The sequence below is a fragment of the uncultured Hymenobacter sp. genome (genome assembly GCF_964242765.1).
GTDB lineage: Bacteria > Bacteroidota > Bacteroidia > Cytophagales > Hymenobacteraceae > Hymenobacter.
The window spans coordinates 22,565-35,322 of the sequence record NZ_CAXTBM010000042.1 but is presented as its reverse complement, the minus strand read 5'-3'; the positions used below and the strand labels follow the sequence as shown (position 1 = coordinate 35,322).

The 12,758-nt window shown below is 60.3% G+C and carries 7 protein-coding genes; all 7 read right to left on the bottom strand.

Annotated features, from left to right (window positions below):
• Positions 1-36 precede the first annotated feature (36 nt).
• Positions 37-1,512, bottom strand: a complete 1,476-nt coding sequence (locus tag ACFE7X_RS16935) for a glycoside hydrolase family 30 beta sandwich domain-containing protein (RefSeq protein WP_375436870.1) — start codon at positions 1,510-1,512, stop codon at positions 37-39.
• A 229-nt stretch (positions 1,513-1,741) separates the two neighbouring features.
• Positions 1,742-3,721, bottom strand: a complete 1,980-nt coding sequence (locus ACFE7X_RS16930) for a sialate O-acetylesterase (protein WP_375436869.1) — start codon at positions 3,719-3,721, stop codon at positions 1,742-1,744.
• A 92-nt stretch (positions 3,722-3,813) separates the two neighbouring features.
• The gene (locus ACFE7X_RS16925; protein WP_375436868.1) at positions 3,814-5,274 is read right to left on the bottom strand and encodes a glycoside hydrolase family 30 beta sandwich domain-containing protein; all 1,461 of its coding nucleotides are present in this window, start codon (positions 5,272-5,274) and stop codon (positions 3,814-3,816) included.
• A 38-nt stretch (positions 5,275-5,312) separates the two neighbouring features.
• Entirely contained in the window at positions 5,313-6,743 is a 1,431-nt protein-coding gene (locus ACFE7X_RS16920; RefSeq protein ID WP_375436867.1) for a glycoside hydrolase family 30 beta sandwich domain-containing protein, read from the bottom strand.
• Positions 6,744-7,037: 294 nt separating this feature from the next.
• A complete protein-coding gene (locus ACFE7X_RS16915; RefSeq protein ID WP_375436866.1) occupies positions 7,038-8,519 on the bottom strand; it encodes a RagB/SusD family nutrient uptake outer membrane protein in 1,482 nt (493 codons plus the stop codon).
• 20 nt (positions 8,520-8,539) lie between these two features.
• Entirely contained in the window at positions 8,540-11,743 is a 3,204-nt protein-coding gene (locus tag ACFE7X_RS16910) for a SusC/RagA family TonB-linked outer membrane protein (RefSeq protein WP_375436865.1), read from the bottom strand.
• Positions 11,744-11,829: 86 nt separating this feature from the next.
• Positions 11,830-12,699: a PfkB family carbohydrate kinase gene (locus tag ACFE7X_RS16905; RefSeq protein ID WP_375436864.1), complete on the bottom strand. Its 870-nt coding sequence runs from the start codon at positions 12,697-12,699 to the stop codon at positions 11,830-11,832.
• Positions 12,700-12,758: the final 59 nt, after the last annotated feature.

The following is a 12,758-nucleotide window of genomic DNA, read 5'->3' as shown; positions in this document are numbered from 1 at the left end:
TTGTAGAGGCGTGCTTGCACCTAACCCTCACCAGATCTACTTGACCAACAGTGTGAGAATGGAGTGGGGCGGGCTGACGGTGGCCGCCGCTTGGCCTTTGATCCAGAGCTGGAACGGCTGTTCTTTTTCGCTGCTGTTGAGCACGACGACGGCCAGCTGGCCGTCGGGGTTGCGAAAGGCCGTGGTTTGCAGCACGTCGCGGTTAGAGGAGCTAATGATGCGCTTGGCCCCGGGCCGGATAAACTTCGAGAAGTGGCCGATGTAGTAGTAGCTGTTGGTGTAGAGCAGCTTGCCACTGCGGGTGTCGCCGATGAGGGGGGCGTAGCAGAAGTTGCCCACGTGGTTGGGGCCCCCGGTCTGGTCGAGCAGCACGTTCCAGTCGGTCCAGGCCACGGTGCCGGCGTTGAAATCGCCAATCATCGACATCCCGTACCGCTCGCCCAGGGCCCAGTTGCTGATACCGGCGAACTGGAAGTTTTCCACGCAGCCCTCGGTGAAAATCAGGTGCTTGTCGGGGTAGGTTTCGTGCACGCGCCGCAGGTTGTCGAAGAGCATGCTGCTGCCGGTCCAGGTTTCGTACCAATGGTAGCCGATGCCCCACACGTACTGCGCGGCCTGGGGGTCGTCGAGAATGGTGCTGGCCCGCTGGTACACTTGGTCGCGGTTGTGGTCCCAGGCAATAAGTTTCTTGGCGCCGAGGCCGCCGTTTTTTAGCGTGGGCCCCAGGAATTGCTTGATGAAGTCACGCTCCTCGGTGGCCGTAAACACACACGACTCCCATTTCTGCCGGGCCATGGGCTCGTTTTGCACGCTCAGCCCCCAAATCGGAATTCCCTGCCGCTCATATTCCTTGATAAACTTGACATAATAATCGGCCCAGGTCTGGCGAAATTCGGGCAGCAGCTTGCCGCCTTGCAGCATGCTCTGGTTGTCTTTCATCCAGGCCGGCGGGCTCCAGGGACTCACGTACAGGGTGAGTTGGCCGCCGGCCGCCGCTTGGGCCTGCTTGATAAACGGAATCCGGTACTGCTCGTCGTGCTGGACGCTGAAGCTTTGCAGCTCTTTGTCGTTGTCGGCCACGTAGGTGTAGCTGGCGCTGGAAAAATCGGAGCTATGGATACTGGTGCGGGCCAGCGTGTAGCCGATGCCAGCCGTAGGGCTGTAGTAGGCTTGCATAAACTCTTGCTGCGCGGCTTTGGGCAGTTTGGCAAAGGTTTCGGCGGCGGCGTCGGTCAGGGCACCTCCAATGCCGAGCAGGGTCTGGAACGTTTTGGTGGGGTCCACGAAGATGCAAACCGCGGTTTCCAATGGCTGCGGAGCCAATTGAAACGAGAGGTTATCGGTAGCCGACAGGCGCAGATTGGTGTTGGCGGCAGTGGTGTACACCTGGGCTTTCTTGCCGACGACAGAGTAAGCTTGGGGGCCGCTGGCTGGCCGGGCTGCTTGCTGCGCAGTGGAGTTGCCAGCGCTGAGCGTTGCTAGTAAGAGAGTAGGCAGAAGCTTGTGGAGCATATAGGGGAAGTAAGGGCGGAAGATTGCGCGGGCGCCGCCTGCCCGCGCCACGGCACCGGCAAGCGGCAGTTCAAAAATCAGGGTTAGCAGCCCACCAGGCACCGCTGGAACTACCCTTAAAGTATGAAGGAGTAGCGCGCATGCATGCCCGCCAGTAAAAAGGCCCTGCACCCGCTGCCGGCTACGTGAAACAGTAAAGCAACAGGTAAGTGACCACCAAATGGGTTACTTACCGAGCAGTTTGTCTAGGCCGTTCATCAGAGCGGAACGGCGAGGCAGGCAGGCCTTCTTTGTTGTAAAGAACGGCGGGTCGGTTGTTGCCCCAGGCGTAGCGCACCGCCACGGGGTTGGGCACCCCATCGGCGTGCAGCACCACGGTTGCGCCCTGCACCTGCGCCTGTGCCCACACGAAGCGCTGGTCAGGTCCGGCCACGGCAAACGAAGGGGCATTACCGTCGGTCAGCTTCAGGACCAAGCCGCTGCCTACGTTGCCGAAGCTGAGCTGGAGGCGGTTGCCGTTGGTGGCAAGCTTTTCAAACGTGGGGCCGGTGGCTACCACCTCGGTTTCGCCGTAGGCCACGCGGCGCGCAACCAACGCCAAGCGGTGTCCTACATCTGTCTTGTTGCGCGGGTGAATGTCGTTGGCGTTGCCTAGGTCCAGGGCCACGGCCATGCCGGTTTTGGGCACTGCAACACTGGTGAAGCGCTGCGCTTCGCGCAGTTCGGCCCAGTCGGTGGTGGTTGGTTCGGGGGAGTCGGGCATGTAGCCGGCTAGCTGCACAAACAGAAAGGGCAGAGCGCCTTGCTGCCAGCGGCTGCGCCAGTCCTGAATCAGGGCCGGAAACAGCGTGCGGTACTGGGTGGCGCGGTCGGCATTGCTTTCCCCTTGGTACCAGATAACGCCGCGCAGCGCGTACGGAATCAGCGGCGCAATCATACCATTAAAGAGCGCAGTGGGCGTGTTCATGGCCCCAGCCGGAAACGGACTACGGGGCCGGGAAGCGGGGTCGAAGCCTGGGCGATACTGCCACGAACCTGCCAGCGGCACCGTCAGTCCTGCCCCCGTCGCCGACATATCGGTGGGCTTGCCCCAGATACCGCCGCCCCCGCCGGTATCGGTCACGCGCACGGCTACCACATTACGGCCCGCTTTTACGAGCGTAGCCGGCACCGAGTAGCGCCGCAGCTTGTCGTAGCCGCGAGTACCGCCCACGGCCACGCCGTTGAAGAACGTGCTGTCTTGGTCATCTATCTGCCCCAAGGCTAGCGTGAGCGGCTGGTTGGCCGCCGCAGGAGGTAGCGTCAGTTCCCGCCGCAGCCACACTATACCGTCGAAATTCCGGAGGTCAGTTGTTTGGCTTTCCCACAGACCTGGCACTTGCATAGAGTGCCAGGCAGTGGTTGTCAGGCTAGATTCGGCCCAGGTCGGCTGGCCCGGTTGCAGGCCTTGGTCTTGCCCGGCAGGGCTTTGCTGCCAAGCGCGCAACTGGGTGGCATACGCCGCTTCTTGCTCGGAGATGGTGCCCGTTTGCTTGCTTAGCGCAGTAGCCACGCCCTGGAAATCCGGCAGCTTTTGCAAAGCCGCCGCGCTGGTCCAGGCCTCGGCCACGGTACCGCCCCACTCGGCGCTAATCAAGCCGATGGGCACCTGGTAGCGCTGGTACAAATCGCGCCCGAAAAAGTAGGCTACCGCCGAAAAGTTGGCTGCTGACTGCGGCGTACAAACCTGCCAATCGCCACCAGCTAGTTCGGGCTGGGGTTGTAGCTCGGCGCGGTTAGGCACGTTGAACAAGCGGATTTGGGGGAAGTTGGCCGCAGCGGTTTCCGCGGCGCCCTGGGCGGCATCGCGCAAGGGCCACTCCATGTTGGACTGACCTGACGCCAGCCAGACATCTCCTACCAGCACATCCGTCAACTGAATTGTGTTAGTGCCCCGCACTTCCAACTCGAACGGTCCCCCGGCTTTCTGGGCCGGAAGTACCAGGCTCCAGCGGCCGTCGGGGCCGGCTTTGGCTTGGCCTTTCGTCCCGCGGAAGGTCACCTGCACGGCCTCGCCCGGCGCAGCCCAGCCCCAGAGCGGCAGCTTCACGTCGCGCTGCAACACCATGTGCGAATTTACTAGGCGCGGCAAACGCACCGTGGCGTGCGCACCGGGCGCAGCCAGCACAAGCAGCAAGGCAGTGAAGCGAAGCAAGGAAATGGCCGGCATAAGTTGAGATGCTGAGTGGAAATAAGATTTAGTTTCACATCCGTTACGGTACCTCGCAGCGGAATGGTTGCCAGAGCAACAAACCCGAAAACCTACCACACATACGTCCCGACGCTTCCACCCGCCAGCGTGGAACTAACTACCTTGCCGCGGTACTGAATATCGAAGGTGGCGCTGCTGCCACCGCTGTTTTGCACGACAAGCACTTTCTTACCATCGGGCGCTTTAAATGCCACGTTGGGCAGGTTGGTGGGCACGTTGGTAGCTATGCGCACCGAACCGGGCCGCACAAACTTGGCCGCGTGGGCCACCGTGTAGTAGGCTGTGTTGCGGGTCACGCTGGTCCCGTTGATGGTGAGGGCGCCCAGGCAGGTGCCGCATCCCCCGCTGGTATGGGGGCCGTAGTTCTGGTCGGCGGCCAGGTTCCACTCCAGCACGTTGCGGCTCCAGTTGCGCGTTGCCCCGATGATAAGGTTGTTGATGTGCCAGCTGAAGTCGGCGGCGAAATTACCGGGGCCGCCCACCCACTGCTCGGTGAAGTAGACATTCTTGTTTGGAAAGGCATCATGCACGGCACTTAAAGCCGAGATGTTGCCCGCGTACAAGTGAAACACCGAGCCATCCACGTAGTCCCGGGCCTGCGCGTCGCCAAGCACTGCCAGCGGGTAGTCGGTACGGTCGAGGTTATGGTCGTAGAGAATGATTTTAGTGGTTAAGCCCGCCGCCCGCAGCGCCGGACCGAGGTGGCTTTTGACGAAGGTGGCCTGCTCCGGCGCCGTCATCAGCATGCTGGGGTTGTTGTCGGGGTTCAGTGGTTCGTTCTGGATGGTAATGGCATCTAGTCGAATGCCTTCCGCCTGCATTCCTTGCAGGTATTTCACGAAATACTGCGCGTAGTTGGCGTAGTATTCCGGTTTCAGCGAGCCGCCGATGTAGCTGTTGTTGGTTTTCATCCAGGCCGGGGCCGTCCAGGGCGAACCCAAGATTTTGAGGCTGGGGTTGAGCGCCAAAATTTCCTTGAGCACCGGAATTAGATGCGTGCGGTCCGGGGTTAAAGTGAACTGCGCTAGCGTGGGGTCGGGCTGGCCGTTGGTGGGGTCGTCGTAGGTGAATACGGTGGCGTCCAGGTCGGAAGCCCCGATGCTGACGCGCAGGTAGCTGGTGCCGATGTTGGTCTCGTCGGTGGCAAACAGCTCTTTCAGCAGCGGAGCACGCGTGGCCGCACTCATCTGGTTGAGGAGTTGGGCGCTGCCACCGGTCAGCGTGTAGCCGAAGCCATCAATGGTTTGATACGTTTGGGTGGTATCCACGATGATGGTCGGGTTCGAGCCCACGGGCGCCTGAAAGTTCAGCGGCAGCGTGCTCCGATAAAACAGCGCCGATTTGTCGAGGTTGGTGGTCCACAGCGCCACCTGCGAGGGGCCGGTGGTTGGCGGCGTCACCACAACGGGCGGCGTTACCGGGTCGGGCGTGTCTTTGCCGCAGCCGGCCACCACCCAGCCGAGCAGCAAGGCCCCTGCCATGCCTCGCACCATATTCTTGCTATTGCTCATGCGCCGAAAAGGAAAAGAGGTAGATGAAACAGCCGCGACTACCACACGTAGGTCCCCACGCCCCCGGCTGGCAGCGTGCTAGCAAACGTGCGTCCTTGTTGCTGCACGCTAAAGGTTTGCGGGGCCGGACTGTCGTTTTGAACGACCAGCACCCTGTCTCCGTTCGGAGCCTTGAAAGCTACGTTGGGCAGTGTTTTGGAGGTAGTAGAAGCAATACGCACCGAGCCGGGCCGCACGAATTTGCTGGCGTGGGCAATGATGTAATAGGCATCTTCGCGGGTTACTTGGTCGCCGTCGAGGGTGAGGGCGCCGCGGCACTCGGTGCAGCCGCCGGGCGTGTGCGGATTCTGCTGCGGATCGGCGGCCAGGTTCCACTCCAGCACCGTGCGGCTCCAGTTGCGGGTGGCCCCAATAATGAGGGTGCGTACATGCCACGGCACGTTTTCGGAGAACTTGCTTTTCGAGCCCACCCACTGCTCGGTGAAGTACAAATTCTTATCGGGATGGGCGTCGTGCACCTTGCTTAGGGCATCGATAGGGCCGGCGTAGAGATGAAACGCCGAGCCGTCCACGTACTTGTTGGCCTCCGGGTCGTTGAGGATGGTCAGCGGGTAATCGGGGCGGTCGGCGTTGTGGTCGTAGACGATGATTTTCGCGTCGATCTTCTCGGCTTTGAACGTGGGGCCCAGGTTTTTCTTCACGAACTCAGTTTGCTGCTCGGCCAGCATCAGCAAGCTAGGGTTGTTGCCGGGGTGCAAGGGTTCGTTTTGCACCGTAACGGCATCAATCCGAATGCCCTCGGCCTTCATGCCCTGGATGTACTTGGCAAAATAGCGGGCGTAGGCGTCGTAAAACTCGGGCTTCAAGGAGCCGCCTTTGGAGTTGTTGTTGGTTTTCATCCACGGCGGCGGCGACCAAGGCGAGCCTAAAATCTTGATATTGGGGTTGATGGCCAGGATTTCCTTGAGCACCGGCAGCAGGTGGGTGCGGTCCGGGGCGAGGCTGAACTTGGCCAGGGTGGGGTCGGTCTGTCCCGCAGGCAAATCATCGTAGCTGAACACCGTAGCATCGAGGTCCGACGCGCCAATACTGAGCCGCAGGTAGCTGACGCCAATGTTGGTGCCATCGGTGGCAAAAAGCTCCCGCAGAATAGCGGCCCGCGCCGCGGGGGCCATGGCGTGCAACAGTTGCGCGCTGCCACCCGTCAGGCAGTAGCCAAAGCCATCGATAGGCTGAAACGTTTGCTTTTCATCAACCTCGATGACGGAGCCCGTGGCCGGAGTGGTGCCCCACGCCAGCGCCGGCTGCGTCTGAAACAGCGCCGATTTGTCGGGGTTGGTGAGCCAGAAAGCCGCGGTGCCCTTCTGACTAGCGGGGGTAGTTTCCGCTTGGGGAGTCCGTTGGCAACCAGTGCCCAAGCCTAGGCTAAGGAGTAAGGCCAGAGAAATAGTGGGTTTAGAGAAGAACATGCAGAGCGAATAAGGGGAAAAGCGGAACCAAGCCTAAGTACGAGACTGACCGCGCCGTAGAAGGTAGCGTCAGGAAAACGGGTGCCGCATAAGCCCTGGGCTTTATCAAGTAAAAAGCAACTCAACCAGCACAACTGTCATTCCGATGCAGGAGGAATCTGAATCAAGCCGTTTAAGTAGTATACCCCCGATTCCTCTCGCCGCTTGAAGCGCGGAATGTCGTAATGACAGTTGCGTTAGCTAGATAAGCCCTAAATCGGCCCGGCAACAAGAAAGTGGCCGGGCCGATTAGCGTTAGTAGCCAGGATTCTGCTGCAACTGCGCGTTGTTGTTAATCTCACCTTGCGGCAACGGAAACAATAGGTAGTTCACGTCGCTGCGGTTTAGCCTTTGCTGAATCAAGTCCAGGGCGGTTATGGCGTGGGCGCCGGCCTCGGCCTGGTTGTGGCGGGCGTAGCGCAGCAAGTCATACCACCGCTCGCCCTCGAAAGCCAGCTCCAGGCGGCGCTGCCGGTCGATTTCGTCGCGCATGGCTTTCTTGCTGGCGTACTGCGACGAGGCCGCGGTAAGGGGCAGCAGACCGGCGCGGGTCCGCACCCGGTTCAGCTTGTCCAGCACGTCGGCAGAAGGGCCGCTTTGCTCGTTGGCCGCTTCGGCGTACATCAGCAGCACGTCGGCATAGCGCAGAATATAGGTATTGTCGGGGCTGTTGAAGTTGTTAGGAGCACCGGGCCATTTGTAGACGAACGGACCACTGTCATTGCCGGTGCGGCTATTACCGACCACAAAGCTGGCGTAGTCGCGCCCCGCGTTCGTGCGGCCAACCAACGTCCAGCGCCGGTCCGCATTCGGCCTTCTGGTTCCGGTAGCCGTGAAAGAAGACGTATCCGCGTATTGCAGCAATTCGGCCGTCGGAATGTTGAACTTCGGGAACGAGAAAGTAGCTGGTGGCGAGGGTAGTAGCAAGTCGGGCAGGATGTTGTTGCCGTCGGCGTTGCCTTGGTTTTGCACTTCCAGAATAGCTTCAGGCGCCCGGTTCTCAGCTGGGTAGAGGCCTTTGAAATTCGCCAGCAGCGAATAGGTGCCGCTGGTAATTACCTTATTGGCTGCCGTTGCCGCCAAGGCCCACTGGCGCTGGGTCAGGTGCACCTTCGCCAGCAGGGCGTTAACGGCCCCCTTCGTGGCGCGGTTAGGATTGGTGGCCGGAGCCAGGGCATCGGCTTCCGTCAAGTCGGCCACTATTCGCGCGTACACCGTTTCGGTTGAGGTGCGGGGCAGGGCTACCACCGTCTGTTCGGCCGATTCGGTGGGTTCCAGGCGCAGGGGCACGTCACCGTACAGCTTCAGCAGGTTGTAGTAGTGCAGAGCGCGCAGGAAATAGGCTTCCCCCAGAATCTGGTTTTTGCGCTCGGCGGCCATCGACACGTTGGGCACGTATTTCAACACGGCGTTGGCCCGGTTGATACCCACATAGGAATCGCGCCAGATATTGCCCACTTGGCTGGTAGTGGGCGTCCAGTTGATGCGGTCCAGGGTCGTAACGTCGCCGTTGGTGCTGGTGCAGTTGTCCGACGGCATTTCGCCCACCACAACCAGGTCCTGGCTGTAGAGGCCGGTGGCTTGCAGCGCATCGTAGGCGGCGGTGATGGCCGCCTCGGCGTCGTCGGCGTTCTGGAAGAAGTTCTCGGGGGCAATAGAAGGCAGCGGCTCTTTGTCGAGAATATCGCAGCTAGCAAGCAGAGCCAGGGCAAAAACGGGGATTAGTATCTTTTTCATGGTATAAAGCGGGGCTTGGCTTAGAAAGAGGCGTTCAAGCCAACAGTGTACGTGCGAGATTGGGGGTACACGCCGAAGTCGCGGCCAGCGGCAGTGGAGGAGAACGGGTCGGCGCTTACTTCCGGGTCGTAGCCCGAGTAGTCGGTCCAGGTAATGAGGTTCTGGCCGCTGACATAGACGCGCAAGCTGCTGATGCGGGCTTTACTGATTACACTCGTGGGCAGCGTATAACCGAGCGTCAGGTTTTTGAGGCGCACGTAGCTGCCGTCTTCAATCCAGCGCGAAGAGAAGCGCCCGTTGTTGTTGGGGTCGTTGAATACCGCTCTCGGAATGTCGGTAGCGGTGTTGGTAGGCGTCCACCGATTCAGCACGGTTGTCAGTTGGTTGACTGGGCCAGTCAACGATTCGAGCGCCTGCCGGTTGGCGTTGTAGATGTCGTTGCCGAAGCTGCCCTGGAAGAACACGCTCAAATCCAGTCCTTTAAACCCAAACGTGTTGGTGACCCCGCCCTGGGCTTTCGGATTGGGGTTGCCAATAATGGTGCGGTCGTTGTTGTTGATTGCCCCGTCGCCATTCACGTCCACGAACCGAATGTCCCCCGGTCTCGGATTGCCCGGCTGCGTTGGAGCAGCACTGATTTCGTCGGCCGACTGGAAGATACCCTGCACCTGATGCCCGTAGAATACGCCGAGCGGTTGCCCAACTTGGGTGATGCTGTTGGCATTAATAAAGTTGCGGTCAACCGATTGGCCCTGGTCGTTGACAAGGGTGCCTAAATCAAGCACCTTGTTGCGGTTGAAGGACAGGTTCAGGTTGGTGTTCCACGAAAACCCGCCATTCTGGCTTTGCACGTTGGTCGTGTTCAAGGCAAACTCGAGGCCTTTGTTTTCCACCGAGCCCACGTTCTGAATGATATCCAGAATGCCCGCCCCCGTGCTTGGCGCCAGCGGTACGCTTAGCAACAAGTCGTTGGAACGCTTGCGATACGCATCTACAGTTAACGTTAAACGGTCGTCGAACATGCCCAAGTCCAAGCCCGCATCATACTGGTAGGAAGTTTCCCACTTCAGGTCAGGGTTACCAATTCGTTCGGGCCGGATGCCTCCTTGAATAGTGCCCGCGTTGCCGGCATAGTTGGAGCCGGCACTATAAGAGCTAAAGCGCTGGTAGGTATAGCCAATTTCCTGGTTGCCGTTGCCGCCAAAGCTGCCGCGCAGCTTCAAGTCCGATACTTGACTGCTTTGCGGGAAGAAGCTTTCCTTGGAAATGCGCCAGCCCAAGGCTACGGCCGGAAAATAACCAAAAGTTTCATCGACGCGGCTGGTACCGTCCCTCCGCAAACTCAGTGTGGCCAAATAGCGCTCATCGAAGTTGTAGATAGCCCGCGCAAATAAGCTGGTCAGGCCCCATTCTTCTTCGTAGCTGCTCGTGCCCAGGCGTTCGGTGCCGGCCGCCAGGTACGGCACGGCGTTGGACGCGTAGCCCCGCACGGAGGCATTGGAGGCAAAGCGGTTCGACTCTTGTACCGACTGGCCGGCCAGCAGTTGCAAGTTGTGTTTCTCGCCCAGCGTGGGGTTGTAGCTCACCGTGTTTTCCCAGAGCCAGATGACCTGCTGAGTGGTGCCAGTACGGCCGCTGCCCCGGGTCGAAGCGTCGGCGCGGGAAGTGCCGGGGTAATTGCGAGTGATGAATTCGTTTTCCAGCTGGGTGCGAAAGTCGATACCCAAAGACGAGCGGAACCGCAAGTTTTTTATAATATCATACTCCCCAAACAAGTTGCCGATTGCCTGGTAGATCAAGGCTTTGTTGCTGGATTCGAGCAAGTTGCCGACGGGGTTATCGGACAGGGAGAACGGATTGAGGCCGTACACGCCGTTGGCGTCGCGCACCGGCACGGTCGGAATCTGGGCCAGCGTACCAAGCACGGTGCCCGAATTGCCGAGGCCCAATTCGCTGCGCACGCTGCCATTGGTGTTGGTGCGGCTCAGGTTCAGGTTGGTGCCCACCCGGAACTTGTCGCCGGCCTGCTGATCGAAGTTCAGCTTGAAGTTGAACCGGTCGAAACCCGAGTTGACAATGATACCATCCTGCTTGAAGTAGCCACCACCCACGTAGTAGTGGGTTTTGTCGGTGCCGCCGCTCACGTTGAGCTGGTAGTTCTGGATGGCGGCCGTGCGGTATACTTCGTCCTGCCAATCGGTGTCGTTGGGGGGCAGGTTGTTGAGGTCGGGGAAGGCGGGAGCAGCGCCCCCATTGATCTGCGACTCGTTGTAGTACTCGGCAAACTGCGGCGTATTCAGCACGTCGAGCTTTTTGCGCAGCTCCTGCACGCCGTAGTAGGCGTTGAAGCCCACTTGCGGCTTACCGGAGCGGCCGCGCTTGGTGGTAATAACGACCACGCCGTTAGCGGCCCGCACGCCATAAATAGCGGCGGCGGCCCCATCTTTCAGCACGTCAATCGACTCGATATCCGCGGGGTTGATGGCGTTAAGCGGGTTTGGCCGCTGGTTGCCTACGGTCAGTTCCCGGTCGTAGGATGGCAGTATCGGTACCCCGTCTATCACGTAGAGCGGCGAGTTGCTGCCGGTAATGGAGCTGTTGCCCCGAATCCGGACGTTGATGCCGGCGCCGGGGGCGCCCGTGGGGGCGGTTACCTGCACGCCGGGGGCCTGGCCTTGCAGGGCTTGGTCGAAACCAGCTACTCGCTGCCGCTCAATTCGCTCGGCTCCCACCGACGATACCGCCGTAGTTAGTTCCTGGCGCGACAAAGTGCCGTAGCCGACCACGACCACCTCATCCAGGGCCTGCGTATCCTCGGCCAGAGTTACGCTGCTGACTTGGGTGGGCTGACCATCGGCCACACTCACCGGCACGCGGGAGGTGACAAAGCCCACCGACGAAACAATGAGAGTATAAGAGCCGGCGGGTACGTTCGGAATGGTGTACGCGCCGGTAGGGTTGGTGGCGCTACCCAGCGTAGTACCTTCCAGCAGCACCGTGACGCCGGGCAGGCCTTCGCCTTTGGCATCAACCACCCGGCCGCTGACGGGGCTATCCACCCACCGGGCGGCCGCTAGCTTGGCTTCTGGGGAGGAAGGATGGTAGTTTAATCCCGAGGCCGGATGGGCCGCAGCGGCGCCCGAAAGCAGCACGCCGCCCACCGCCGTAAGCCAAGGTTGGCGGCGGAAAGAGGAGCCGTGGGGGAATTGTAGTGAAGACGGCATAAAAAGGGGAATTAAATGAATGGAGAAACAGATGGAATCGAGCGCTGCAAATCGCCCAATCAGGGTAAGGCAAGCTGTTGGCGACCTTACTCGGGTGGTGTCACGTTGGGGCCGAGAGAAATATGCGGCGCTTCTTGCGGATGAGTGGCCGTTGAAGCCCCGGCTGCAAAGGCGACGCGCAGGCAGTCGGTAGTGCCCCAGTGAGTTAGCAGAGCCGCCAGAAAAGCATTGCTGCTGCCCAAAGCATCGGGTTCGATTTCCGGAGTACCAGCCTGGTAGAACAGCTGGTGATTATGCCAAAGCGTAGCGCCTGCCGCTCCTTTAATTAAACACACCGCCTGCAAGTTGAAGTGTGCCGCCAGCCAGGGCAGGGCGGTAGCTTCGGTGGCTGGTTGCCCGAGCCAGCCCATTATTTCCTGAAGTTCTTGCTCGTTGAGCTTCACCAAATCGGCTTGCCGGAGCAGGTACTTCACTACCGTGCGGGTGTAATGCGGAGGGCGCAGGTTCACGTCGAACACCTTGAATTGAGCAACTTGCAGCAGCCGGTACAGCGTTTCGCGGGTGGCCGCGCTGCGGGCCGCCAGCGAGCCGTACACCAGCATCCGCGCGCCGGCCACCGAGGCGCGCAGTTGGTCGGTATGCTGCACATAGTCCCAGGCCACCGGTTCCACAATTTTATACACCCGCCGCCCAGGGGTTGCATTCACTTTTACCACGCCCGTCAGGTGGGTTTGGCTCCGCTGCACCAGTTGGCTATCCAGGCCCTGCTGCTGCATCACCCGCAACAGTTCGGCGCCCAGCTCGTCGTCCCCTACCCGACTGACAAGCTGGACCGGCTGGCCTAAGCGCTGCAAATGCACGGCCACATGAAAGGGCGCCCCGCCGGGTTGGCGGCCAGTAGGCAGCACATCCCAGAGGAATTCCCCTATGCAAACGATAGCAGCTGAGTGATTCATTACGGCGGCGGTTTCTACAAAAGTCCGCCGCCGTTCACCCTACATCGTTCAGAAATCTT